Source organism: Rhodococcus sp. IEGM 1241 (genome assembly GCF_033142365.1).
Taxonomy (GTDB): domain Bacteria; phylum Actinomycetota; class Actinomycetes; order Mycobacteriales; family Mycobacteriaceae; genus Rhodococcus_F; species Rhodococcus_F erythropolis.
Map to the genome: position 1 here is coordinate 1 of NZ_JAWLSE010000013.1, position 23,307 is coordinate 23,307.

Consider the following 23,307-nt stretch of genomic DNA (forward strand, 5'->3'; position numbering starts at 1 on the left):
GCGGGCAACAACTTCGAACTCGCGATCGCCGTAGCCATCGCCACCTACGGCGCCACCTCGGGGCAAGCTCTTGCCGGCGTAGTCGGCCCGCTGATCGAGGTACCGGTGCTCGTCGGGCTGGTCTATGTCTCCCTTGCTCTACGCAAACGCTTCACACCCACTGACGGAAAGGTTTCAGCCCCATGACCGACAAGCCCAGCGTCCTGTTCGTCTGTGTCCACAACGCCGGCCGATCGCAGATGGCCGCGGGATTCCTGAGCCACCTCGCCGGCGATGCCATCGAGGTCCGCTCCGCCGGATCTGCCCCCGCGGAGACCATCAACTCCGCCGCGGTCGAGGCGATGGCCGAGCTCGGAATCGACATCTCTGCCCAGACCCCGAAGATCCTCACCACCGACGCCGTGCAGGATTCGGATGTCGTGATCACGATGGGATGCGGCGACACCTGCCCGATCTTCCCCGGCAAGAGCTACCGCGACTGGGTCCTCGACGATCCCGCCGGCCAAGGCATCGACGCGGTTCGCCCGATCCGCGACGAGATCAAAACCCGCGTCCAAGCCTTGATCAGCGAACTCACCGCCCCGTCGGTATCGCGCTGACCGCTCGTACTGCCCGTATTCGATCCCGTGAAAGAGACACTATGACCATCCCGTCCGCGGTCCATGACGTCATCATTGTCGGTTCCGGACCGGCCGGCTACACCGCTGGTGTCTACACCGCGCGCGCTGAGCTCGCGCCCCTGCTCTTCGAGGGAACCCAGTTCGGTGGCGCCCTCATGACCACCACCGAGGTCGAGAACTTCCCCGGATTCCGCGAAGGAATCATGGGCCCCGATCTGATGGAACAGATGCGCGAGCAGGCACTGCGCTTCGACACCGACATCCGCACCGAGGACGTCGAGGAGATCGATCTCAGCGGCCCGATCAAGACGGTCGTCGCGAACGGCGAAACCTACGCCGCGCACGCGATCATCCTCGCCATGGGCGCAGCAGCCCGCTACCTGGGCATTCCCGGTGAAGAACGCCTCCTCGGCCGCGGCGTCAGCGCCTGCGCCACCTGCGACGGCTTCTTCTTCCGTGACCAGGACATCGTCGTGGTCGGCGGCGGCGATTCCGCGATGGAAGAAGCAACCTTCCTCACCCGCTTCGCTCGCTCGGTCACCCTGGTGCACCGCCGCGAGGAGTTCCGCGCCTCACGGATCATGCTCGAGCGCGCCAAGGCCAACGAGAAGATCCGCTTCCTGACCAACGCAGAGCCCGTCGAGGTGCTCGGTGAGAACAGCGTCACCGGCCTCGTCGTGCGCGACACCGTCACCGGCGAAACTTCCACACTCGAGATCACCGGCATGTTCGTCGCCATCGGCCACGACCCGCGCAGTGAGCTCGTCAAGGACCAGGTCGATCTCGACGACGCCGGATACGTGCGCGTCGCTCCCGGTTCCACCGCGACCTCCGTCGACGGCGTCTTCGCTGCCGGTGACCTGGTCGATCACACGTACCGTCAGGCGATCACCGCTGCCGGCACCGGATGCTCCGCAGCAATCGACGCCGAACGCTGGCTGGCCGACCGCGGCGACATCACCGCCAACACGCTCGACGCAGCCGGCCACACCGTAGACGCCGTCTGACTCCCACACCCAGCGAAAGGAACTTCGATGAGCAAGCCTTCAGTGCTGTTCGTGTGCGTCAAGAACGGCGGCAAATCCCAGATGGCCGCCGGCCTCATGCGCAAAGCCGCCGGCGACCAGGTGGACGTGTACTCGGCCGGCACCAAACCCGGCGACGCGGTCAACGCCCTGTCCGCCGAAACGCTCCTCGAGGTCGGGGTGGACATCTCCGGTGAGACCCCGACGTTGATCGATCCGCAACTGGTGCGCAATGTCGACCTCGTCGTCACCCTGGGCAGCGAAGCGAAGGTCGATCCCGTCGCCGGTACCGACTTCGAGAACTGGGACACCGACGAGCCGTCCGAACGCGGCATCGACGGAATCGAACGAATGCGGCTGGTCCGCGACGACATCGCTGCCCGCGTCGACGCCCTGGCCGGGCGTCTGACCACGTAATCGACGTATCACCCCGGCTGTCAGCAGAAGATCTGGATAAGGAAAGGACACTCGTGCACTCGCAAGGGACACCGATCACGGTCGACGTTGTCGTGATCGGTGGTGGTCAAGCCGGAATGGCCGCCGGGTACTACCTGCGCCGCTCCGGCCGCGACTTCGTCATCCTCGACGCCGAAACAGCGCCCGGTGGATCCTGGCAGCACTACTGGGACTCACTGCACCTGTTCTCACCAGCCGAATACTCCTCGCTGCCCGGCTGGCCGATGCCGGGCTGGAGTCCCGGTTTCCCGCCCGCCTCACACGTCGTGGATTACCTCACCGCCTACGAGACCCGATACGACCTACCGGTCCGCCGCCCGGTCCGCGTCACGTCCGTGACCCGCTCCGGTGACGGGTATCTCGTCGAATCCGATCACGGCAGCTGGTCCGCGCGGGCCGTCGTCAACACCACCGGGACGTGGCGGCAACCATTCTGGCCGATCTACCCCGGTATCCGCGAGTTCACCGGCACCCAAATCCATACCACCAGCTACCGTTCGCCGACCCCGTTCGCCGGTAGCAAGGTTGCTGTCGTCGGCGGCGGAAACTCTGCTGCGCAGATCGTCGCCGAAGTCTCCACCGTCGCCGAGACACTCTGGTTGACGACGCGGGAACCGCGTTTCCTGCCCGACGACGTCGACGGCCGGGTCCTTTTCGACGTCGCCCGTGAACATGCCCGTGAAATCGCAGCTGGCGAAACCGATTCCGGTGGCATCGCCGGACTCGGCGACATCGTGATGGTGCCGCCGGTCAAAGCCGCCCGCGACCGCGGCGTGATGGTGGCGCACCCGATGTTCGACCGACTCACCGCCACCGGGTTGGTCTTCGGCGATCACGTCGAACCGGTGGACGCGATCATCTGGTGCACCGGATTCCGTCCGGCGCTGCGGCATCTGCAGTCCCTCGGATTACGGGATGCCGAGACCGGGCGCATCGACATGGACGGAGCACACGTCGCCGGCGAACCCGGATTGATTTTCCTCGGGTACGGCGACTGGACCGGACCCGCATCGGCCACCATCATCGGTGTCGGCCGCACTGCCCGCGACGCCATCGCAGCACTCGACGACGAAGTCTTCGCTCTCCCCGTCAACTGAACTCGACCACGTAAACACCCAACAACTAGAGGACATCACCATGCGCACCATCGAAGTATTCGAACCCGCCCTGTGCTGCAACACCGGAGTCTGCGGCGACGACGTCGACCAGGCACTGATCACCTTCACCGCCGACCTCGACTGGGTCGCCGGCAACGGCGGCACCATCACCCGCCACAACCTCGCCAACGACCCCCTCGCTTTCGCCGGAAACGACACCGTCGCAGCATTCCTCAAGCTGTCCGGCTCTGAAGGGCTCCCGTTGGCGCTCGTCGACGGAGTCACCGCGCTGACCGGCAAATATCCCACCCGCAGCCAACTCGCGAAATGGGCCGGCCTCACCGAACCCGCCGCCGCAGACGCGCCGGCCGGGATCACGATGCTCGGACTCTCCGACACCTCGGCATGCTGCGCCACCGACGACGCCGACTCCACCACCTGCTGCTGAAAGCACCCCCGAACGCTATGAAGTTCCTCAACGACGCGCCCCGATTCCTGTTCTTCACCGGCAAGGGAGGTGTCGGTAAAACATCCATCGCGTGCGCGAGCGCGATCACCCTTGCCCATGGGGGGAAGAAAGTGTTGCTCGTGAGCACCGATCCCGCCTCGAACGTCGGGCAGGTGTTCGGGGTGAGCATCGGCAACACCATCACCGACATCCCCGCGGCCCCCGGACTGTCGGCGCTCGAGATCGACCCGGAACAAGCCGCCGCCGCCTATCGTGAGCGCATCATCGGCCCCGTCCGAGGGTTGCTCCCGGACAAGGACATCGCCGCGATCGCCGAACAGCTCTCCGGGTCCTGCACCACCGAAATCGCGTCGTTCAACGAGTTCACCGGACTACTCTCCGGCCAAGACGACATCACCGCCGCCTTCGACCACGTCCTCTTCGACACCGCCCCGACCGGGCACACCATCCGGCTGCTCCAACTCCCCGGATCGTGGACCGAGTTCCTCGACGACGGCAAAGGCGATGCATCATGCCTGGGGCCGCTGTCCGGGCTTGAGAAGCAGCGCGCCATCTACGCCGACGCCGTTGCCGCGCTCGCAGATCCGCACCGGACCCGCCTCGTCCTGGTCTCACGTGCCCAGCGCTCGACGCTCGCCGAAATCACCCGCACCCACCGCGAACTCGCCGACATCGGACTGACCCACCAACACGTCGTCATCAACGGAGTTCTCCCCGAACCCGCCGACGACACCGATCCACTCGAGACCGCGATCCGCCGCCGCGAGCAAGCCGCGATCGCCGCCCTGCCAGACGAATTGGCGCAACTGCCCACCGATCAGGTCCCACTCAAAGCCACCAACATCGTCGGTATCGACGCACTCGAGAGCCTCTTCACCCCTGACACCGGCGCGGTAGCCGCTCCGCCAGCTGCAACCGCGCAGCCGCTCAGTGCTCCGCTGTCGGCTCTGATCGACGAACTCGACACAGACGATCATGGGCTGATCATGTGCATGGGCAAAGGCGGAGTGGGAAAGACCACCATCGCCGCCGCGATCGCCGTCGCCCTCGCCAGCCGCGGACATCAGGTGCATCTGACCACCACCGACCCCGCAGCACACCTCACTGAGACTCTCGGCGGAGAACTCGACAACCTCCAGGTCTCCCGAATCGACCCCGCCGAAGCCACCGAGCAGTACCGCAACCGCGTCCTGACCACCAAAGGCAAGAACCTCGACGAACGAGGCCGCGCCAACCTCGCCGAAGACCTCCGATCACCGTGCACCGAGGAAGTAGCAGTCTTCCAAGCGTTTTCGCGGGTCATCAACGAATCGAGCCGCAAATTCGTCGTCGTGGACACAGCCCCGACCGGTCACACGCTGTTGCTGCTCGACGCCACCGGCTCGTATCACCGTGAAATCGCCCGCCAGATGGGGGAGAACACGAACTACACCACCCCGCTCATGCGACTACAGGACCCACATGCCACGAAGGTCCTGCTCGTGACCCTCGCGGAAACCACACCAGTCCTCGAAGCTGCTGGTCTGCAAGCCGACCTGCAACGCGCGGGAATTCATCCCTGGGCGTGGGTGGTCAACAATTCCCTCGCTGCTGCCGAACCGACCTCACCGCTTCTGCAGCAGCGTGCTGCGGGTGAGATCACCGAAATCGACAGCATCACACACCGATACAGTCAGCGAACGGCGATCGTTCCGATGCTCGCCGAAGAACCTGTAGGCACATCCGCTTTGGCGGCGTTGAGCAAGTCTTAATCGATGCGCGGAATCGGCTTCTGACTGGTGAGCAACAATGTCGGATGCCTCGCCTAGAGTCCACACTGCGACGAGCATCAGGTCGCCACACTGACAAGACCGAAGCTCCAATTGGTCCTGACTTGCAGCGGTTGTTGTATGTCGGTCAGATGTGGCGACCTGAACTCATTAGCCGGCGAGACGGCAGCGGCCACATGGAGTTAGCGATGGAGCTCGAGGTCTCAGGGCAAGGATTCGACAGTGCACGCCTGTCGTCTGTTCAAGCTGGTCTGGGAAACATGGGTTATCCCGACTGGTCCGGTGTGGGATGTTGGCACCAGGGCAGTCGTAGATGGGCATGCATTCAGGTGGTCAGTCGGTTCGTCGAGAACTTCGATGAGAAATCCAGGTCGGTAGTGCTCCCGCCGCAGCGACTGAAGATATCGGCCGTTTGCGGTTTACCCCGAGATGACCGCAAACGGTCGAATTCCGTCGGGGGCCTAGCAGCAGCCGGGCATGTTCGTCATGCATGTCCCACACGTACCGGTGGCCATCATCACCTGACAGTTCCACCACGCCTGCAGATTCGTCAGCACGTTCATCATTACCTCCTCTCGTTGAGTGCAGATTCGGACGGGAAACGTTCAGGTTCCCCCTATTATCATCGCCCCTTTCCGCTATCATCGCAATATGACGATCAATAAAGATGCATGCCTGGCTACCGAGAACGGATCGGATCTCGACAACGCGGTGGCGTTGTTCCACAGCCTTTCCGACGGGACGAGGTTGGCGATCGTGCGTCGCCTCGCCGGAGGGGAGGCGCGGGTGGCGGACTTGGTCGGCGAACTCGGTCTGGCGCAGTCCACGGTTTCCGCGCACGTGGCGTGCTTGCGGGACTGCGGGCTGGTCACCGGCCGCCCGTCGGGTCGGCAGGTGTTCTACTCCCTCTCTCGCCCGGAGCTGCTTGACCTGCTGGCCTCGGCCGAGACCCTACTCGCCGCAACAGGTTCCGCAGTCGCGTTGTGCCCGAACTACGGCACCGACGCCGGGTCAGGGGTGACCGCATGAGTGATGCGTGTGGCTGCGGCCATGACGAACCTCGCCCCGAGGGCGAGGAGGAACGTGAACCGGACAAGCTATGGCAGGTCACAGAGATCCGCGCCGCCGCGGTCGCCGGGGTGCTGTTGGTGGCAGGTCTGATCGTGGAATGGGCCGACGGCCCCCACCCGGCGGCACTGACGCTGTTCTCACTCGCACTGCTCGTCGCCGGCTACACCTTCGTCCCTGCCACCCTCAAACGCCTGGCAAGGGGCAAGATCGGGGTCGGCACCCTGATGACGATCGCCGCGGTCGGCGCCGTACTACTCGGCAAGGTCGAAGAAGCCGCCATGCTGGCGTTCCTGTTCGCGATCAGCGAGGGCCTCGAGGAGTTCTCGGTCACCCGCACCCGCCGCGGTCTGCGCGCGCTGCTGTCCCTGGTACCGGCTACCGCCACTGTCGTGCGCGGCGGTAGGGAGCAGATAATCGAACCCGGCGAACTGCAGCTGGGCGAGATCATGATCGTCAAACCGGGCGAGCGCATCGCCACCGACGGCACCATCGCGACCGGCCGCACCGCCCTCGACGTCTCCGCGATCACCGGCGAATCCGTCCCGGTCGAAGCCGGACCGGGTGATGACGTGTTCGCCGGATCGATCAACGGCACCGGCGTCCTCGAAGTCGAGGTCACCGCTGGAGCGCAAGACAATTCACTGGCGAAGATCGTGCGGATCGTCGAAGCCGAACAGTCCCGCAAGGGCGAGGCCCAACGACTCGCCGACACCGTCGCCAAACCCTTGGTTCCGGCGATCCTGGTGGTCGCCGCGCTCATCGCGGCGGTCGGCAGCCTGCTCGGGGAGCCGCGGGTGTGGATCGAACGCGCTCTCGTCGTGCTGGTCGCAGCCTCGCCGTGTGCGCTGGCGATCGCGGTGCCGGTGACGGTGTTCGCCGCCGTGGGTGCCGCCAGCAAGATCGGTGTCCTGGTCAAGGGCGGCGCCGCGCTCGAGGCACTCGGTCGTATCCGTGGCATCGCGTTGGACAAGACCGGCACCCTGACCCGTAACCGGCCCACCGTCATCGCGGTCGCCACCGCAGCCGGCGTCACCCGCGATGAGGTCCTCGAAGTCGCCGCGGCGCTGGAAGCGCGAAGCGAGCATCCCCTGGCAAAGGCGATCCTCGCCGCCGTCGACGACATCACCGCTGCCGAGAACGTCGAGGCCGTCACGGGTGCGGGACTGACCGGGTACCTCGACGGACGTTCGGTGCGATTGGGGCGACCAGGCTGGATCGAGCCCGGATCCCTCGCGTCCGAGGTGGAGCGAATGCAGCACGCCGGGGCAACCGCGGTCCTGATCGAACGCGACGATGCGTTGATCGGGGCGGTCGCGGTCCGCGACGAACTGCGGCCAGAAGCGGTCGAGGTAGTGGCCGGGCTGCGCCGCGACGGCTACCACGTCGCGATGCTCACCGGCGACAACGAACGCACCGCCCGCGCACTCGCGGCCGATGTCGGGATCGACGAGGTCCACGCTGACCTGCGCCCGGAGGACAAAGCCCGCATCATCGAACAACTCGGCCGGCACCGGTCGACCGCGATGGTCGGCGACGGCGTCAACGACGCCCCCGCCCTGGCCACCGCAGATCTTGGCATCGCGATGGGCGCGATGGGCACAGACGTCGCCATCGAAACCGCCGACGTCGCCCTGATGGGTGAGGACCTGCGGCACCTGCCGCAGGCATTAGCGCACGCACGCCGGTCCCGACGGATCATGCTGCAGAACGTCGGGCTCTCCCTCGCAATCATCACCGTCCTGATGCCGCTGGCACTGTTCGGTGTCCTCGGCTTGGCCGCGGTGGTCCTGGTCCACGAGCTCGCCGAGATCGTCGTCATCGCCAACGGCGTCCGCGCCGGTCGCGCCCAGCCGTTGTCTTCTGCTCGGGCGGACACCGAGCCTGCTCGATGTTGGTGGCGCAGGTGTCATTTTCAGAAGCCGCCTGCACGAATATCAGAAGTCGACTGCGCTATCCCCTATGAAGCATCGAGCGAGCCAACTGCGGCCGGTCGCCATGACTCCCGTGATCCCAGGGTCCTGGATCAGATGTAGCGGCAGACCTGGTCGGCAGAGCAAGTGCTCGGCTCTGGTTTGCTCGCGTCCTCGTGGAGTTGGGAGATGGTCTCCCTGAGGACGAGAAGCTCGGCGATCTGGGCGTCGAGCTCGTCGAGCCGCTCGCCCAGCAGGCTCTGCACGTGTGAACATGGCGTTTGTCCGCGTTCGCGGATCTCCAGGATCTGCCGGATTTGGGCGAGGGTCAGCCCGGCGGCCTGGCCCCGGTGGATGAACCCGACCTGGCCCACCGCGTCGTCGGTGTAGTCCCGGTAGCCCGAGGCCAGTCGCTCGGCGGGGGTGAGGAGCCCGGACTCCTCGTAGAACCGCAAGGTCTTCGTCGTGGTGCCGGTCGTCTCCGCGAGTTGCCCGATTCTCATGTGCGCCGAAGCCCCCTCCGTGATCGCCAGACTTGACCTTCCATCGTACTGGAAGGTTCATAATGGCGGACAGGAATCCCTGAGCCACGACGAAGAGGTGTCTGAATGAGCAGCGAGCAGTTCGATCTGGCGATTATCGGCTCCGGGGGCGGGGCCTTCGCGGCCGCGATCCGGGCCACAGGACTGGGCAAGCGCGTCGTGATGGTGGAGCGCAGCACCGTGGGCGGGACATGCGTGAACACCGGGTGCGTTCCGTCGAAGGCGCTTTTGGCTGCCGCGGAGGCCCGCCACGTGGCGTTGGACTCGACCCGCTTTCCCGGGGTTGTGGCCTCGGCGGGCCCGGTGGACATGCCGGCCTTGATTGAAGGTAAGGCCGCGCTAGTGGAGAGCATGCGCACGGAAAAGTACGTCGATCTGGCCGCTAACTACGGGTGGACCATGGTCGAGGGCGAGGCGTCGTTCACCGGAACCCCGGATGCGCCGCTGCTCCAGGTCATCTCGCCCGGCGGCGCGGTGCGGACGATCGAGGCCGAGCACTACCTCGTGGCCACCGGCTCAGCCCCCCACGTGCCGCCCATTCCCAGACTGGACAAGGCGGGCTACCTGACCTCGACGACGGCGATGGAACTGGACGAAGTGCCCGAGACATTGCTGGTCCTGGGCGGGGGCTATGTTGCCCTGGAAATGGCGCAGCTTTTCTCCCGGCTGGGCTCCCGGGTGACGATGCTGGTCCGTTCCCGGCTGGCCTCGCAGGAGGAGCCAGAGGCATCCAAGGCGCTGGCCGGGGTATTCGCCGACGAGGGGATCAGGGTGGTCCGGCGGGCCACGGCCGACTCCGTGGCCTCGGACCCGGACGGGGTCTCGGTGACGGCAAGCGTGGCCGGCGGAAAGGAAACGTTCCGGGCCGACCGGCTGCTGGTTGCCGTGGGCCGTCGGCCCGTGACCGAGGGACTGGACCTTGACTCGGTCGGGGTGAAGACCGGTGCCACGAGCGAGATAGTGGTCGACTCCGGCTTGGCCACGTCCAATCCGCGCATCTGGGCCGCCGGGGACGTGACCGGCCACCGCGAGTTCGTGTACGTCGCTGCGGCCCACGGCGCGATGGCCGTGGATAATGCATTCATCGACGCAGGGGCAGAGGTCGACTACCGGCACCTACCGAGGGTTACCTTCACCAGTCCCACCCTCGGTTCGGTCGGGATGACGGAGAAGGAAGCCGTCGCTGCCGGGATCCGTTGTGATTGCCGGGTCCTGCCCCTGGAATATGTCCCGCGGGCCCTCGTCAACCGCGACACCCGCGGTTTCATCAAGGTGGTCGCCGAGCTCGGTACCGGACGGATCCTGGGCATCTCCGCGGTGGCCAGGGATGCCGGGGAGATCGCCGCCGCCGGCGTCTACATCCTGGAGGCGGGGATGACCACCGCGCAGGTCGCCGCCGCGTGGAGCCCCTATCTCACGATGGCCGAGGGCATCCGGATCGCCTGCAAGGCGTTCACCACCGATGTCTCCAAGCTCTCCTGCTGCGCTTGAGCCCGCGGCCCCGCTGCTGAAACCAAGGAGTTAGATGACCGCCATCGACGAAAAAACCCTCGCGTATCTGCTGTCCCCCTCCAGGTCGGGGCTCGAGCCGAGCCTGTTTGTGCCGCTCCTGCGGCTGCTGGCCGAGGGGGAGCCCGTCACCGTCGCCGAGCTGGCCACCGCCAGCGGACAGCCCGAGGACGCGGTCCGGCGGGGACTGTCCGCCGTCCCCGACACCGAGTATGACGATGACGGCCGCTCTACACGTGGTGCGCGCTGGACACCCTCTTCTTCCCGGCGCTCATCGGGAAGGCCGCGACGATCGAGTCGACCTCCCCGGGCGGCGGGACCGTTGTCCGGGTGGCGACGGGCGCCGACGGCACGATCACGTCCGTGCAGCCCGACACCGCAGTTCTATCCCTCTTGATCCCCGAGGACGAGGGGGGCAGTGATACGTGGCGAGGCAGAAGAGTTGGCGGGTCGACTTTGGGTTGTGCCGGGCATCCTCAATCGCAGCCTCGAGGCTCTCGGCGAGTTCCCGCCAGGGATCCGCCACGGCTGGGGTTGCCGGGGTCGGCCGAGGATAGCCAGAGTCGATCACCACGTCGGGCTCGGGGAGAAAAAGCCCGGCCCCCTCTGTCCGGCTGACAAGGGTCCGGCTCTCCATCGCGTGCATCGCGGCCGCGGCCGCTTCGGGGGTGCGTTCTCGCCGCTCCGCGGTCAGCGCCTCATACGGATGCCACGCAAACTGGCCGGCGCGGACCGGATGCCCGACCCGCTGCCACACCTCGCGGATCAGCCGTTGTTCGGCGATGCCGCAGTCGGCCATGGTGGCCCCGAGGTCGTCAATCACCGTCCGCAACAGTCGGAACCAGATTCCAGCGTGGACGCGGCGCCGTGGCAGATCGACATGCCCGGTGGTCAGCGCCTGCCATGTCCGCCCGTCCATGAGCTCGATCGCGGCGGTTGCCGACCGCGATTCGATCGGGGATGAGGATTCCGTCCAGCTGAAGTAATAGCCCGGCACACCGTCATGAGGTTCGAGTCGGCAGTGGTGGATCGGGCAGCTGAGCATCAGCGGCAGTGCCCATATCAGCTGGTGAGGGTGCGGGGGTGTGGTCGCCAGAACGCAGTGCGGACAGGCCCGGTGATCGCGGGCGTCGGCGGTGGGGATCCATGGCCGCCACGACGTCACCGTCCGGCTGCGGCGTGTCCCCTCGGGGAGGAGGACCGACAGCCGGCGGATGTAGGTGGGGAACGCGTCGGGGCCAGGTTCAAGCTGGTCGAGCAGCCAGGGGTGTGTCCGCTGATGGTCATGGCCCGGATGTCTGCGACGGCCACGCCGGTGCGGTCGGCGACCTTCTCGGCGAATCCTGCGGGCGGCGCCAGATCGAGATCGTCGTCACGGCCAATCGCGTAACCGAGGTCGGAGGCGAGGATATCGACGGAGATGCCGTACTTGTGGGCGATCCGGGCCAGCCAGGAGGTGAGTGCCTCCCCGGGTATGGGTGCGGGGTGCACGGGCCAGCGGGGCGTCACAGCAGCTCGCGCTCGAACAAGCGGCGGCGGTCGGTGGGCCCGGTGTAGTCGGCCATGGTCAGGGTCTGGTGGTTGATCTCCTCGATACCGCTCTCCACTGCGGCCACCGCGGTGGCGGTCAGCAGATGGGCCAGCTCGCCGATGGTGCCCTCACTGCGGGCGAGGAGATAGCGGGCCATGTCCTCGGTGTCGATCAATGACGGCCGGCGCAGCGGGAAGGAGGCGGCGAAGCTGGCCAGCAGGGACCGTGCCTGCTCGCCTACCTCCCACACCGGGAGCACGAAGGGCTCGAACCTGTTCTCCAGTTGGTCATCTGAGCGCACCGCCAGGTACGCCTCGCGGGTCCCCACCCCGACCAGGGGGATGCGCAACTCATTGCCGAGAAAGCGCAGCAGGTTCAAGAACTCCCGGCGGGTGCCCCCGCCTCCGGCCAGCACGTTGTGCAGCTCGTCGATGACCAGCATCTGCGCGCCGACCTCCCGCAGCAACGTCAACGCGAGTTGCTCACTCTCGACCACCCGTGGACGGGGGCGCATCGGGGAGCCCAGCGCGGCGAGGATCGCCGTGTAGAACCGCAGTGGCGACGGTTCCGGCGGCATCTGCACACAGACCACCGGAACATGCTCGCGATCGGGCTCGGTGATAGGCGGATGCTGCCGGCGAAACCTCTCGATGATCATCGACTTGCCGTTGTTCGTCGGCCCCACCAGCAGCACGTTGGGCGTGCGCTGCTTGCGTGGCCACCCGAGCAGGGTCTCCAACCGCTGGACGGCCTCGACGGCCTTCGGATACCCGATCCAGCGATCCGCACGGATCCGGTGGACCCGTTCGGCTGCCGGCAGCCGCGCCACCGACTGCGCCGACGGGTGCAGATGCGACAGATCCTGGTGCGCGGACTCGTCGACGGTCACCATTGCTCGATCTCCTGGAAGCGGGCCGCCGGGGCCGCCGCGTCATCCAACGGTTCCGGCGGGACAGTCGGTGCCGGAACGATCTGCGGCGTGGGCGGCGCCGCGGCCGACGCGTGGGTGCGGCGTTCGGCTTCACGGTGGGTCTTCTTCGTGGTCTTCTCCGCCGTCTCGGCGATGTGGCGCATCTGCTCGATCATCCGGAACAAGACCGCCTCGTCGACCTCGCCCTGCCCTTTCTCCCGCAGCCGCGCCAGCGCTTGGCGGTGCTCCCACACGCTGACCGCCGGATTCGACAACGTCCGGTACGGGATCGCGATGTAGACGGACCCGTCGGGGTCCAGCACCCAGATCCTGCTGATGTCGCGGGGGTCTCGCCGGATGAGGAACCGGTCGAGGCTCTCGCGCCGGCTGATCCAGGGCTTGAGCGCGTTGGCGAAATAGTGGACATGGTCGATGACGAAGCCGGTGCGGGTCAGCGGGCGCCAACGCCGGGGCGATCGTGGAGGCGCCGTACGTCGCGGGGAGGAATCCGGCGACGGTCACTCAGATCTGCACGGCGGAGAGAAACCGATTCGGATTACGCGCCAACGCGGCCGTGCGCGCACTACGTCCTCCTCACCGCTCCAACCGACGAATCTGGCCCTCGCGCAACGACACCAGAGCGATCTCCGTTGCGGCGAAACCGCCGCCGATCAGCACGAAAACCAACACCAGCACGATGTTGACCACAATCTCGTTCATCGCCGCCGTTGCTTTCTGTTGCACAGCAAACGCTTTCATCTCTTTGCCGGTGAAGTGAGTCAGAGAGGGCTGAAAGGTTGCCGTCGAGCAAAATTCGGCTCGATGGACATAAACTCGAGCAATTGGGGACTCTGGTGTTCAGTTTGGTCAGGACAGGTCGCTGTCTTCTTCACCATCGGATCGAGCAGGTCCTGTTCCGAGGTTGGTCTGATGTCGGGTTTGGGTTAGCGCGCTACATTCTTGGAATTGAGTCGGTTAACCTCCGAACGGAGGCGTTGCATCTTTCGCTCCGCACTGCTCTTGTGATTGCCCTTCTCGTGACCCATCGACACCAGGCCAATTATCGCGGCCATTCCTACCGGAATCCCGAGAACTACGACGAGGAACGGAGTCAAACTCATGGGGTCTCCCTTGTCTGGATCGAACGGTCCGGGGTGACCCTCGATCAACGACCTACTATCGTTCATAGTAGGTTGTTGATGGCGCGTGGCCTATGGAGGGGTCGCAGTTCGTAGGCGTGCACGGTGAGTTTTCCTTCGCAGTCAATTACGATCACCCAACTCGTTTTTCGTCATTGGCGGAATACCTCAACCCTCTGCGAGATACAGGGGGTGCTCTCTGCGTAGTTCGAGTTCGGTGCCAAGCACGTTGCGAGAGTACTCTCATCCGGTTGAGTTCAACGATGACGGTGGAGCCTTCATGTCCTGCGACACCAAGGGGTAAAGGTAAGTGCTTGAACAGGTCCCGCAGTACGAGTACAGCAATAGAGATGGCGGCGATCGTGAGGTTGGCGATCACGATGTGCCGTGCACGACGCGAGAGGGCGATCACACGCGCGATGGTGGCGAGTTCGTCGCGGACGACGGCGGCGAGTTCGTCGCGGACGACGGCGGCGGCGGTGTCGAGGTCGGATCCGGTGTGGACCATGGTGATCCCGACCTGTGCGGCGGGTGCGGCAGCGGCGCGGGGATTGTCGCCGGTGAGCAAAACCGGAGTGTGCCCGGTGAGGGTGGTCAGTTCGTCGACGACGCCGCGGACATCGGCGCGTAGTTGATCTGCAAGGCCGAGGACCCCGACCGGTTTGGTCGTCGAGCACGACTATGATCGCGGTTTTTCCGCAGACTTCTATCTCGGCGGCCGAGGCTATTGCCTGCGCGTATCGCGATCCGCGACTGCATGCGGGGCGCTGGGTATCTCCGGCATGCAGCTCCATGTGGATGCCTGCATTCACGTCACTGCATTCCGCGCACAAAGTTTCGCCTTGCGGACCCGACCGACCCCCCATCGGCGGCGATCAGCGTGGCCCGGACTTCGACATCCCCGCGGCACTCTCCAAATCCGGCGACTGACGACTGTTCGGAGAGTGTCAGACCGGGGAGCTGCACACGGCGGCGGTTGCCGTCGACCTGTAGCGAACCTTCATAGGGCGCAACAGTAATCGCGTGATGCGACCATAGTTGCACTTTTGCACTTTTGCACATTTTGTTCACCCGTGCGGCCGGAGGTGGGTCGATCTGACTTGGCGACGATTCAACAAGGCGTGAACGACACCAGTTCTTGAGTTCGCCACGCCGCAGCTCGATGTCAATGCCCTGCGGGAACGATGGGTTTCGTGCAGTCGATCGAACACTGGTGCTCAAGAGAAAGATGTGGCGCGTTTTGTCATATGGGGCAGTTGGCGATAATTATCTACTATGGTCCTTAGTACATGGGTGTATCGGGTCAGCTGAGCCACCACGTCGCAGGGGGTGTTGTGAAGCAACGAATTCAACCGGTATGCGTGCGTGCCCGAATTAATCGGGCTGTCCTCGGTTTGGCTCTTGCCGGATTGATAGTTGCATCCTTTCCCGGCGTCGCCATGGCAGTTCCGGCGCCACCACCGAATCCGAGCGATTCCCAGTTGCAGCAGGCCGGCTCGAAGGTGAATCAAAACCTGGGTCGTATCGGTGAGCTGATCAATGACGTGGCCTCGGCCAATGCTCGACTCGCCGAGATCGCTTCACAGGTAGCGATCAAGCGGGAGGACGTGAACAAAGCGCTGGTGGACCTACAGACGTCGCGTGATGTCGCTGCGGTCGCCGCTGCTGCGGTGACCGCAGCACGCACGGATATGGGGGTGGCAGGGCAGGCAATCGAGTTGGCGCAGAGGCAGTTCGACGATTTCGTCGCAGCTAGTTACCGGCAGGGCAGCACGGCCGGCTCGCTGACGGTCTTCCTCGGTACCGACAGTCCTGAAGATCTCTTGGCCAAAGCTGATCTGGTACGGATGATTACGAAGAAACACAACGCGGTGATGGACGACCTTCAACGCGCGCGAACGACCCAATCGAACAAGGAGTCTTCGGCTCGGGCAGCCCAATCGGTTGCCGACGCTGCCGCAGTGACAGCGGAAGGCAACAAGGCGCGGGCGGTGGAAGCTATCCAGCGCGTGACGGATGCGCAGGAATCGGCAGCGAACCAACAGGCCGGCGTCATGAAAGAGCGCGATTCGGCGCAAGTCGAGTTGGACGCAGCTCGAAACAGCGTGGTGGGACTACAGAATCAGCGGCAGGTCTATACCCAATGGGATATTCAGCGTCGGGCAGAAGAGGCAGCTGCAGCTGCGGCAGTTGCAGCAGCACAGCAAGCAGCTTCGGAGGCAGCGGCCCGGGTCGCAGCAGATCAAGCGGCCCGTGATCGGGCAGCGGACATTGCCAGCAGGCAGCGACCACATACGCAAATCAGCAATGACCCTCCCTCCGAAATGAAGGTGCCGACCACCCCGACTGCCCCGGTGAGGGTACCGACGGTAACGACGACTGCTCCCTCCTCTCCGGTGAGGGTGCCGACGGTAACGACGACACCAACGACACCACCGCCCGGCGGTGAGGAAAGTGGTGGTGAGAACCAGGCCACGGGCGATGTCGCCATCGAAACCGTTATCGACCGCGCAATGTCACAGCTCGGTGTGCGCTACTCATGGGGAGGCGGGGACGCAAACGGACCGACCCTCGGAATACGTGACGGTGGAGTCGCGGATAGCTTCGGCGACTTCGAGAACGTCGGTTTCGACTGTTCCGGAATCATGATGTATGCGTTTGCGGGTGTGGGAATCTCGCTCCCGCACTATTCCGGATATCAGTACACTGCGGGAAGGCAGGTTCCAGCATCTCAAATGAAGCGAGGCGACCTGATCTTCTACGGCCCCAACGCAAGTCAGCATGAAGCGCTCTACCTCGGCAATAACCAGATGCTCGAAGCGCCGCAATCAGGCGATATGGTCAAGGTTTCCCCAGTACGTTGGGATGGCATGGTTCCCAACGTGACCAGGCTCCTCTAGATGCCGTCCCGGCAGTGACCGCTGCGACTGACCCCCTGGTCGCCGTAGGCGCGTCGACGAACCAGAAGCCCGCCGAACCCCGCCACCGACCGAACCCCGCCACCGACGTAGGGCGGCCCACGCAGTCACACGCTCGCCATACAGTCACCACGCGGGCAACAGAATCAGCAGCGGTCGAGTATTCGCGAGTATCTCCGCAGAAACCGGTGGCCGGCCCGGGGCGAGAACCCGACGGGTGGGCTCCAACGGGCACTCGGGGCGGATAGCCGAGTCCACACACAAGCACCATGAACTACTATCCATATTAGTAGTTAACGGTGCGGGGAGGGTTTGTAGGCGATGGCGAGTTGGTCGGTCTGGCGTTGGATCACTGCATTGGCAGGCGCGATAGCTGCAGCGCTCATCGTGGGCGTACCCACCGGTATAGTTCCGACCTCGTTCTATCAGCGGATGACTCCGGTGCTGTGGTGGAACTATCCGGTGTGGATGGCGACTGCGATGTTGAGTGGATTGATACTCGCGACGTATGTTCGATCGCGATCGAGTTCTGCCGCGCCCTCGCGTATCGGTATCGGCAGCAATGCGCTGTCCCTGTTGGCCGTTGGTTGTCCGGTGTGCAACAAACTGGTGATCATGACTGTCGGTGTGACGGGTGCTCTGAACGTGTGGGCACCGATACAGCCTGTGCTGGGTCTGATTTCATTGTGCTTGATGGCGGCGGCTTTTCGGCAGCGACTGAAAGGTGAGCGGTCGTGCGCGGTGGGAGTTCCTGTGTCGAAAGACCTGATCGGCACTGTGGCCTCCGAACGGGGATAGAGACCGCAAACGATGCTGATGGCTGCTCCGTGTGGCGCGGAGAACTTTGATTTCACCCTCCCGAACGTCGGTATCCGGCGTTCGGGAGCGCCAACTGCTTTGTGGTCTGCGGGTGGTCGATCCCCGCACCGAAGAGACCCGCCAGCTCCACATTGTGCCCGGCTGAGCACGGAGAATCCGGGACTCGCATCGGTCTTATCGGAATTCGGGAGTGATACGGAGCCGCGTCCAGGTTCGTTGAGTACGGCGGAGATGTCGCGGTTCTGGCCGGCCCAGCGAATTTTGATCGTCGTCGCGTTGTGGAATAGGGCAAAACTTCCTGTGATGCGGGAACTTTCGGCGATTCGATCACCCACGCGGGTCCATATGATGGCGCAGCATCGGTCGGGATGAGCCTGAATGAGGCTCGCCGCCTTCATCCTGCTTCCAGTCTTTACCACTACTTGAGGGTTGCGGGTTTTTCCTCGTGGATGTTCGCGCGGTGGTGGCACGGTCGGCGTTGCCGTTCCACGAGTGGATGCGCGAGAACCACTGTGGCGACCACCAATTGGACTCCCCATCGGTTTCGTCAACGCGGGGACAAGCAGCATCCGCAAGAGTGGCGTCGAGAGCCAACGCCCAGATCATTCCCGCGCCCAAGAATCTCATGATCGAGAGCCCAGGCAGTGTGAAGGTTCCGGTGGCGACGATCAGTAGGAGAGCGGCCGCTGTAATCACCCGTCCGGTGCGCTCGGCCCCGAGCCTGACGGTGTCTTCCGTGGAGGCGAGCCTCTGACATTCGTGCCATGAGGAACACCTCGTAGTCGGTGGACCGGCCGAACACGATCGCGAGAATCAGGACCACGAGGTCGCTTCGAGGGGAGCTGGGGTGACGCCGATCCATTGGGTCCCGTTGCCTAACTGGAAGATCCACGTCAATGCGCCGAAGGTCGCGGTCAGACTTAAGCATGCCATCGTGACGGCTTTGAGTGGAAGGACGTCCGAGCCGACAGTGAGAAGCAGGAGCAGAGTCGACGCGATCATGATGGACAATATCGCCGGAGGCCGGCGCTTGATCGCGGAGTTTCCATCATCGAATGTTGCTTGGCTTCCCCCGACCAGGAGTTCGGTGTCTGCGGGTATGGACAGTGCCCGCAGGTTTGCGATCACCTCACTGCCTTGGCCTTGCGGGGGGAAGCATCAGTGAAAAGTGCTTGTGCAACGACCGTGTCGTTCTTCGAGACGACGACGAATGTCCGGGCAATTCCGTCGACTCGAACGGCCGCGGACACGACATCGTTGATCTCCGCGGCACTCGGGGGTCCCGCTGCGGCCACGGAAGAGGAGAGTCGCTCCTTCTCCGATTGAGGGAAAATCCGAAACCAACGTCTGTGTGGCGCGTGCAGGGTCGGCGGCGGGCGGCGGTGCTTCGACGTCGATTGCCGACGGGCCTCGTATCATATAGCACAGTGACGGTATTACGTTGCTGCACCGTAACTTACAGCTTCCGGTCCAGTGCAACGGTCGACAGATCATGTGCGGTCCGTCGTGCTCGGTCATTGCAACGCGTTCGAGGCTATCAAACCACATGTACTACTATCTTGCATAGTAGTAAAGTTCGCGTGCGATGCAGATTTAGATCAGGTACAGCGTGAAAGGCATCAACCACGATGGTCGATCTCCTCGAGGAAATCTCGCCGCAACATTCGATACCGATGTCCAGGCGGGCGTGGGCACGTGTGACTGCCAGGATTGTGGGGGCTGTGATCGCGGGAAGCGCGCTGTACGTCAGTTTCCCGCCTCGCACTGCGTGGTATCTGGCTCCGGCCGGTTTGGTTCTCCTCGTGATGATCCTCCGCGGTCGGTCGGTACGGGCCGGCTTCGGGTACGGCTATCTCGCCGGGTTGGCGTTCTTCGTTCCACTCCTGCCCTGGGTGGGGGTCTACGTCGGAGCGCTGCCATGGCTCGCTCTCGCGGCGATCGAAGCGGTGTCGATCGGGCTCTTCGGTGCGATGGCCGCTGCTCTGAGTCGACTGCCCTTTTCGGTGGTGTGGATCTCCTCGGCATGGGTTTTCTTCGAAGGGGTGCGATCACGACTTCCATTCGGAGGATTCCCTTGGGGACGTCTGGCTTTCGGGCAGGCGGACGGAGTGTTGTTGCCCATTGCCGGCCTCGTAGGGGTCCCGGGTCTGAGTTTCGTCGTCGCGCTCATGGGTTGTGGACTGGCAGGACTGATATGCGCACTGAGCGGGAAGCATTGGACGCGGATGGCTGCGTGCGCTGCGATTGTGACGGTCCCGCTCTTGTCGGGGCTCGTGCTCTCGGCAACTCCTGCCCGCGAGACCGCGACAGCGAGCACAGTTGCCGTCGTTCAAGGAAACGTTCCACGATTGGGTCTGGACTTCAATTCTCAGCGACGTGCGGTGTTGGACAATCACGCGGCAAAGACCAAGGAGTTGGCCTCGGACATCGATGCAGGACGGTTGCCTCGGCCGGAGTTGGTCATCTGGCCCGAGAATGCGTCGGACATCGACCCGTTGCGCAATCGTGACGCGGCAGCGATCATCACCGATGCTGCGCGGGCAGTCGGGGTGCCCATCTTGGTCGGGACGGTGCTCGTACGCGATGACGGAGCGACGTTGAACAGTGCGATCGTGTGGGGGCCCGATTCCGGTCCGGGGGAGCAGCACGTCAAACGGAAACTCGTCCCGTTCGGCGAATATCTCCCGCTGCGCAGTGTGATGGAAGCTCTGTCGCCCTACGCCGCCCAGGCCGGAAATTTCGTCCCGGGCGGCGGTGACGGTGTCGTCACTCTCAACGGCACACCCACAGCTGTCGCCACGTGCTACGAAGTCGCGTTCGACGATCTGGTGCGGGACTCTGTGCAAAACGGTGCCCAAATCATCACGGTCCCAACAAATAATGCCACATTCGGGCGTACCGATATGACGTATCAGCAGCTCGCGATGTCCCGTGTTCGAGCGGTTGAACACGGGCGCCCTGTGCTCGTGGCGGCAACCAGTGGCGTCAGCGCGATCATCGAGTCCGACGGTGCCGTCCTTCGGCAAAGCGGAATCTTCACCGGCGACGTCCTCGTTGCAGATGTCGGACTGCGCCCGGACACGACTACGGCGACACGGATCGGACCTGCGCCCGAAATCCTGATCTCCGTACTTGCCCTCGGAGCACTGCTGGTGGCCATCTTGCGGATGAGGCGCCCCGCCCCACCTACTAAGAACAATAGTAATTGAGAGTTTTTTCGTATATCATTTCGTTACATTCGGATGGAGGTGCTGCTCTGCAGGGGTGGGCCACATCGCAAATACGCGTAGTGCAACAACCCGGAGGAGTGCAGTTTTGTCCCGTCATCGTAAGGAAGCCGGCGCCAAATCCCGGCATGTCAGTGAACTCGTGGCGATGGCAGTCGCTTCAGAAGATTGCCCGGTTGCCGTCCGGGGACGGCATCGGAGCGTCGACCGCAGCGGGGACCATGCGGTGGTCGCGGCCACGATGGCAGTTGCAGCGGGGGCGCTGATCGCCGCCGGAAGCCAGATCTCCAGCCCTGCCCTGGCGAGTGCGCACACGGTCCACGACGAGTCCGAGCAGACCCGTACGACGACTGATTCGGCGACTGGCGCCGTTGCGTTTGCCGCCCCGGCCCAGGCACTTGTTCTTCCGACGAGGGCCGGCGCCGACGAGTTGGTTGATCACCTTGCCAAAGGTGCATGGCTGGCCGAACAGCGGACAGCCCTCGAATCCGCCGTGTCGATACCTGTCGCAACAGGATCCACCACAACGGGATCAGCCGCACGCACGATCAAGCCTGTGGCCGGTACTCTCACTTCAGATTTCGGCCCTCGATGGGGCACCACGCACACGGGGCTCGATATTGCGAACGAGATCGGGACACCGATCTACGCTGTCACCGACGGGACCGTCATTGACTCCGGACCGGCTTCCGGATTCGGGCTGTGGGTTCGGCTGCAACATGACGACGGCTCGATCAGTACCTACGGTCACATCAACGAAACGCTCGTCAGCGTTGGGCAGCAAGTAAGCGTCGGCGAACAAATCGCGACAGTGGGAAACCGTGGCCAATCCACCGGACCTCACCTGCACTTCGAGATTGCAGACCCCTCGGGGCAAAAGGTCGATCCCAAGCAGTGGCTCGCATCGCGGGGCGTGGAAGTTACCGATTACACCAGTTCCTGATACTTCGACGAAGCGCACCGACGAGTGCACTATTTTGTTCTGAAAGATTTTGCAAAACAACGTGTTCGGGGCGCAATCGCCGTGGCGTGTTGGCTATCGTCACTCCGGGGACGAGGCGTCGAGAAATCCTGTGCACCGACAGACATTGACATGAACGAAAGATGATCAGATGCGAACTCAATGGCGGTGGACGTTTTTCGCACTTGCGATCATCGCTCTGCTCGTGGCGGCGATGTGGCCCCGAGCGCGTCAATCGGCCGAAGTGTCGCAGTCGCCTACTCCACAGGCCTCCCATGTGGGGGGGTCGGCACGGTCCGACGACGCCGCCCTTTCCTCACTCGCGGTCGCAGCGGCGTTGCAACCTTGTCCACTGCCTGATCTGCAGAGGTCCATCTCTGGACAGCTTTCCAGCGTGTACGTCTCATGCCTCGGTTCCGAGGAAATGGTCGACTTGGGAGGCGCACTCGCGGGTGAGCCGACATTGATCAACCTGTGGGCGTCGTGGTGCGCACCCTGCCGAGAGGAAATTCCCGTTCTGGGCGCATACGCGGAGGAATCGGATGCAGTGAGAGTCGTCGGTATCAACGTGCAGGACAGCCAGTCGTCCGCCTTGGCGCTGCTCGCCGAGCTCGGCGTGCACTATCCCTCGTTCGGCGACGCGGATGCGGTGCAACGAACGCTCGTCGCACCACCGGTGCTGCCCCTGAGTTTCGTCGTGCAACGCGACGGCAGTGTCGAACGAATTACCAACCCTCCGGTCTTCCGTGACAAGCAGCAAATTCGGGATGCTCTCGCACGAATGGTGCGATAACACCTTGTGGGAGAAGAAGAATCGTGCTGCGAGCATCACGGTAGATCCAGTCTGAGTGTTATCCGGTCGCGACACATCTACCGGATAGTCAGCGAAGCCGATCCTGACCGTAGCAGGGCGCGATCCGGGAGACTTTTGCCGAGTTACGACCGCGAGGGTCGGGAGCGTGCCAGTACGCAGAGGAATCCGAGTCCGGCGATCGCGAACGCCATCGGGTAGCCGAGCAGTAGGTCCTGCCATGCCGCCGATGACAGGAAATGAAGTTGGCCAAGGTGTGTGATGACGTGGAGCAGGGCCATCGCCGCGCCGAGGCCTACGAGAACCCAACCGAGCGCGTGCCGGCGACGTTCGCGGCGATATTCAGGTGTGTACAGGGAATCTTTCGTCATATCCTCCTCCGGTTCGGTTTACCGACCCAGATACTATGCTACTTAGTATTACAGTACGTAGTTTACCGAAGGGTTGCGCAGTGCCCATAACCAGTCATCCGGTCGGAAAGTTCAGCCCGATAACAGATCTCGACCGGCGTCAGCATCGGGAC

Annotated in this window: 26 protein-coding genes and 4 pseudogenes; 20 read left to right on the plus strand and 10 right to left on the minus strand. The window is 64.0% G+C overall.

Going from position 1 to position 23,307, the window contains the following annotated elements; genetic code table 11:
* The 9 genes from R4P70_RS29670 to R4P70_RS29710 all read left to right on the plus strand — a co-directional run.
* On the plus strand, window positions 1-186 hold a 186-nt coding region (locus R4P70_RS29670), incomplete at its 5' end, for an arsenic resistance protein (RefSeq protein WP_411742492.1).
* Entirely contained in the window at window positions 183-599 is a 417-nt protein-coding gene (locus tag R4P70_RS29675) for an arsenate reductase ArsC (protein WP_003944644.1), read from the plus strand. The genes R4P70_RS29670 and R4P70_RS29675, both read left to right, overlap by 4 nt.
* 41 nt (window positions 600-640) lie before the next feature.
* On the plus strand, window positions 641-1,627 hold the full coding sequence (gene trxB / locus R4P70_RS29680; protein ID WP_003944628.1) for a thioredoxin-disulfide reductase: 987 nt from the start codon (window positions 641-643) through the stop codon (window positions 1,625-1,627).
* 27 nt (window positions 1,628-1,654) lie between these two features.
* Window positions 1,655-2,062 carry a low molecular weight phosphatase family protein gene (locus tag R4P70_RS29685; protein WP_003944607.1) on the plus strand — a complete coding sequence of 136 codons (408 nt, stop codon included), beginning with the start codon at window positions 1,655-1,657 and terminating at the stop codon, window positions 2,060-2,062.
* A gap of 53 nt (window positions 2,063-2,115) precedes the next feature.
* Window positions 2,116-3,198 (plus strand): ArsO family NAD(P)H-dependent flavin-containing monooxygenase, encoded by a 1,083-nt coding sequence (locus R4P70_RS29690; RefSeq protein WP_317833207.1) that lies wholly within the window; start codon window positions 2,116-2,118, stop codon window positions 3,196-3,198.
* A 40-nt stretch (window positions 3,199-3,238) separates the two neighbouring features.
* The gene (gene arsD / locus R4P70_RS29695; RefSeq protein ID WP_317833209.1) at window positions 3,239-3,646 is read left to right on the plus strand and encodes an arsenite efflux transporter metallochaperone ArsD; all 408 of its coding nucleotides are present in this window, start codon (window positions 3,239-3,241) and stop codon (window positions 3,644-3,646) included.
* Window positions 3,647-3,663: 17 nt separating this feature from the next.
* Window positions 3,664-5,418: an arsenical pump-driving ATPase gene (arsA, locus tag R4P70_RS29700; RefSeq protein ID WP_317833211.1), complete on the plus strand. Its 1,755-nt coding sequence runs from the start codon at window positions 3,664-3,666 to the stop codon at window positions 5,416-5,418.
* A gap of 669 nt (window positions 5,419-6,087) precedes the next feature.
* The gene (locus tag R4P70_RS29705) at window positions 6,088-6,465 is read left to right on the plus strand and encodes an ArsR/SmtB family transcription factor (RefSeq protein WP_269578114.1); all 378 of its coding nucleotides are present in this window, start codon (window positions 6,088-6,090) and stop codon (window positions 6,463-6,465) included.
* On the plus strand, window positions 6,462-8,540 hold the full coding sequence (locus R4P70_RS29710) for a cation-translocating P-type ATPase (protein ID WP_317833214.1): 2,079 nt from the start codon (window positions 6,462-6,464) through the stop codon (window positions 8,538-8,540). Before R4P70_RS29705 ends, R4P70_RS29710 begins: the two co-directional genes overlap by 4 nt.
* On the opposite strand, the gene R4P70_RS29715 is transcribed toward R4P70_RS29710, so the two are convergent.
* Window positions 8,531-8,920, minus strand: coding sequence for a heavy metal-responsive transcriptional regulator (locus R4P70_RS29715; RefSeq protein ID WP_317833216.1), 390 nt, complete (start codon window positions 8,918-8,920; stop codon window positions 8,531-8,533). The genes R4P70_RS29710 and R4P70_RS29715 overlap by 10 nt on opposite strands.
* Window positions 8,921-9,025: 105 nt before the next feature.
* Here R4P70_RS29715 and merA point away from each other — a divergent pair, with 105 nt between their 5' ends.
* The 4 genes and pseudogenes from merA (at window position 9,026) to R4P70_RS29735 (ending at window position 11,432) form a co-directional block, all read left to right on the plus strand.
* Complete coding sequence (gene merA, locus R4P70_RS29720) at window positions 9,026-10,450, plus strand: mercury(II) reductase (protein ID WP_317833218.1); 1,425 nt, start codon at window positions 9,026-9,028, stop codon at window positions 10,448-10,450.
* Window positions 10,451-10,484: 34 nt separating this feature from the next.
* Window positions 10,485-10,637 (plus strand): annotated as a pseudogene (locus R4P70_RS29725) (alkylmercury lyase); the annotation flags it as partial.
* 104 nt (window positions 10,638-10,741) lie between these two features.
* A pseudogene (locus R4P70_RS29730) lies at window positions 10,742-10,825 on the plus strand (alkylmercury lyase); the annotation flags it as partial.
* A 61-nt stretch (window positions 10,826-10,886) separates the two neighbouring features.
* Entirely contained in the window at window positions 10,887-11,432 is a 546-nt protein-coding gene (locus tag R4P70_RS29735) for a hypothetical protein (protein ID WP_317833220.1), read from the plus strand.
* 197 nt (window positions 11,433-11,629) lie between these two features.
* Here R4P70_RS29735 and R4P70_RS29740 read toward each other — a convergent pair whose 3' ends face one another.
* From R4P70_RS29740 to R4P70_RS29765, 6 genes and pseudogenes are all read right to left on the minus strand, one after another.
* A complete protein-coding gene (locus R4P70_RS29740; RefSeq protein ID WP_317833222.1) occupies window positions 11,630-11,977 on the minus strand; it encodes a TniQ family protein in 348 nt (115 codons plus the stop codon).
* Entirely contained in the window at window positions 11,974-12,891 is a 918-nt protein-coding gene (locus R4P70_RS29745) for a TniB family NTP-binding protein (protein WP_317833224.1), read from the minus strand. The genes R4P70_RS29740 and R4P70_RS29745 overlap by 4 nt, the downstream gene beginning before the upstream one ends.
* Window positions 12,885-13,232: a hypothetical protein gene (locus R4P70_RS29750; RefSeq protein ID WP_317833301.1), complete on the minus strand. Its 348-nt coding sequence runs from the start codon at window positions 13,230-13,232 to the stop codon at window positions 12,885-12,887. The genes R4P70_RS29745 and R4P70_RS29750 overlap by 7 nt, the downstream gene beginning before the upstream one ends.
* 30 nt (window positions 13,233-13,262) lie before the next feature.
* Window positions 13,263-13,364, minus strand: a pseudogene (locus R4P70_RS29755) (hypothetical protein); the annotation flags it as partial.
* 1 nt (window position 13,365) lies between these two features.
* Window positions 13,366-13,629 (minus strand): annotated as a pseudogene (locus tag R4P70_RS29760) (CNNM domain-containing protein); the annotation flags it as partial.
* Window positions 13,630-13,853: 224 nt separating this feature from the next.
* The gene (locus R4P70_RS29765) at window positions 13,854-14,030 is read right to left on the minus strand and encodes a hypothetical protein (RefSeq protein WP_317833226.1); all 177 of its coding nucleotides are present in this window, start codon (window positions 14,028-14,030) and stop codon (window positions 13,854-13,856) included.
* 328 nt (window positions 14,031-14,358) lie between these two features.
* Here R4P70_RS29765 and R4P70_RS29770 point away from each other — a divergent pair, with 328 nt between their 5' ends.
* The 4 genes from R4P70_RS29770 to R4P70_RS29785 all read left to right on the plus strand — a co-directional run bounded on the left by R4P70_RS29770 (window position 14,359) and on the right by R4P70_RS29785 (window position 18,539).
* Window positions 14,359-14,679, plus strand: a complete 321-nt coding sequence (locus tag R4P70_RS29770) for a hypothetical protein (RefSeq protein ID WP_317833228.1) — start codon at window positions 14,359-14,361, stop codon at window positions 14,677-14,679.
* 808 nt (window positions 14,680-15,487) lie between these two features.
* The gene (locus tag R4P70_RS29775; RefSeq protein WP_411742495.1) at window positions 15,488-16,948 is read left to right on the plus strand and encodes an NlpC/P60 family protein; all 1,461 of its coding nucleotides are present in this window, start codon (window positions 15,488-15,490) and stop codon (window positions 16,946-16,948) included.
* A gap of 339 nt (window positions 16,949-17,287) precedes the next feature.
* Complete coding sequence (locus tag R4P70_RS29780; protein ID WP_317833232.1) at window positions 17,288-17,764, plus strand: hypothetical protein; 477 nt, start codon at window positions 17,288-17,290, stop codon at window positions 17,762-17,764.
* A 598-nt stretch (window positions 17,765-18,362) separates the two neighbouring features.
* Entirely contained in the window at window positions 18,363-18,539 is a 177-nt protein-coding gene (locus R4P70_RS29785; protein WP_317833234.1) for a hypothetical protein, read from the plus strand.
* Window positions 18,540-18,598: 59 nt separating this feature from the next.
* Here R4P70_RS29785 and R4P70_RS29790 read toward each other — a convergent pair whose 3' ends face one another.
* A complete protein-coding gene (locus R4P70_RS29790) occupies window positions 18,599-18,913 on the minus strand; it encodes an MMPL family transporter (protein WP_317833236.1) in 315 nt (104 codons plus the stop codon).
* Entirely contained in the window at window positions 18,910-19,080 is a 171-nt protein-coding gene (locus R4P70_RS29795) for a hypothetical protein (RefSeq protein WP_317833238.1), read from the minus strand. Before R4P70_RS29795 ends, R4P70_RS29790 begins: the two co-directional genes overlap by 4 nt.
* Window positions 19,081-19,458: 378 nt before the next feature.
* Here R4P70_RS29795 and lnt point away from each other — a divergent pair, with 378 nt between their 5' ends.
* The 3 genes from lnt (at window position 19,459) to R4P70_RS29810 (ending at window position 22,766) form a co-directional block, all read left to right on the plus strand.
* Window positions 19,459-20,994: an apolipoprotein N-acyltransferase gene (gene lnt / locus R4P70_RS29800; RefSeq protein ID WP_317833295.1), complete on the plus strand. Its 1,536-nt coding sequence runs from the start codon at window positions 19,459-19,461 to the stop codon at window positions 20,992-20,994.
* Window positions 20,995-21,100: 106 nt separating this feature from the next.
* The gene (locus tag R4P70_RS29805; protein ID WP_317833240.1) at window positions 21,101-21,955 is read left to right on the plus strand and encodes a M23 family metallopeptidase; all 855 of its coding nucleotides are present in this window, start codon (window positions 21,101-21,103) and stop codon (window positions 21,953-21,955) included.
* A 412-nt stretch (window positions 21,956-22,367) separates the two neighbouring features.
* Window positions 22,368-22,766, plus strand: coding sequence for a TlpA disulfide reductase family protein (locus tag R4P70_RS29810; RefSeq protein WP_317833242.1), 399 nt, complete (start codon window positions 22,368-22,370; stop codon window positions 22,764-22,766).
* 143 nt (window positions 22,767-22,909) lie between these two features.
* Here the strand turns inward: R4P70_RS29810 and R4P70_RS29815 are convergent, their stop codons facing one another.
* The gene (locus R4P70_RS29815) at window positions 22,910-23,155 is read right to left on the minus strand and encodes a hypothetical protein (RefSeq protein WP_317833244.1); all 246 of its coding nucleotides are present in this window, start codon (window positions 23,153-23,155) and stop codon (window positions 22,910-22,912) included.
* Window positions 23,156-23,307: the final 152 nt, after the last annotated feature.

Coding starts and splice junctions, on each gene's coding strand:
- R4P70_RS29765 (WP_317833226.1), bottom strand. CDS start 14,030: ATGAGTTTGACTCCGTTCCTCGTCGTAGTTCTCGGGATTCCGGTAGGA.
- trxB (WP_003944628.1), top strand. CDS start 641: ATGACCATCCCGTCCGCGGTCCATGACGTCATCATTGTCGGTTCCGGA.
- R4P70_RS29775 (WP_411742495.1), top strand. CDS start 15,488: ATGGCAGTTCCGGCGCCACCACCGAATCCGAGCGATTCCCAGTTGCAG.
- R4P70_RS29715 (WP_317833216.1), bottom strand. CDS start 8,920: ATGAGAATCGGGCAACTCGCGGAGACGACCGGCACCACGACGAAGACC.
- arsD (WP_317833209.1), top strand. CDS start 3,239: ATGCGCACCATCGAAGTATTCGAACCCGCCCTGTGCTGCAACACCGGA.
- R4P70_RS29675 (WP_003944644.1), top strand. CDS start 183: ATGACCGACAAGCCCAGCGTCCTGTTCGTCTGTGTCCACAACGCCGGC.
- merA (WP_317833218.1), top strand. CDS start 9,026: ATGAGCAGCGAGCAGTTCGATCTGGCGATTATCGGCTCCGGGGGCGGG.
- R4P70_RS29710 (WP_317833214.1), top strand. CDS start 6,462: ATGAGTGATGCGTGTGGCTGCGGCCATGACGAACCTCGCCCCGAGGGC.
- R4P70_RS29705 (WP_269578114.1), top strand. CDS start 6,088: ATGACGATCAATAAAGATGCATGCCTGGCTACCGAGAACGGATCGGAT.
- arsA (WP_317833211.1), top strand. CDS start 3,664: ATGAAGTTCCTCAACGACGCGCCCCGATTCCTGTTCTTCACCGGCAAG.
- R4P70_RS29780 (WP_317833232.1), top strand. CDS start 17,288: ATGGCGAGTTGGTCGGTCTGGCGTTGGATCACTGCATTGGCAGGCGCG.
- R4P70_RS29815 (WP_317833244.1), bottom strand. CDS start 23,155: ATGACGAAAGATTCCCTGTACACACCTGAATATCGCCGCGAACGTCGC.
- R4P70_RS29685 (WP_003944607.1), top strand. CDS start 1,655: ATGAGCAAGCCTTCAGTGCTGTTCGTGTGCGTCAAGAACGGCGGCAAA.
- lnt (WP_317833295.1), top strand. CDS start 19,459: ATGTCCAGGCGGGCGTGGGCACGTGTGACTGCCAGGATTGTGGGGGCT.
- R4P70_RS29745 (WP_317833224.1), bottom strand. CDS start 12,891: ATGGTGACCGTCGACGAGTCCGCGCACCAGGATCTGTCGCATCTGCAC.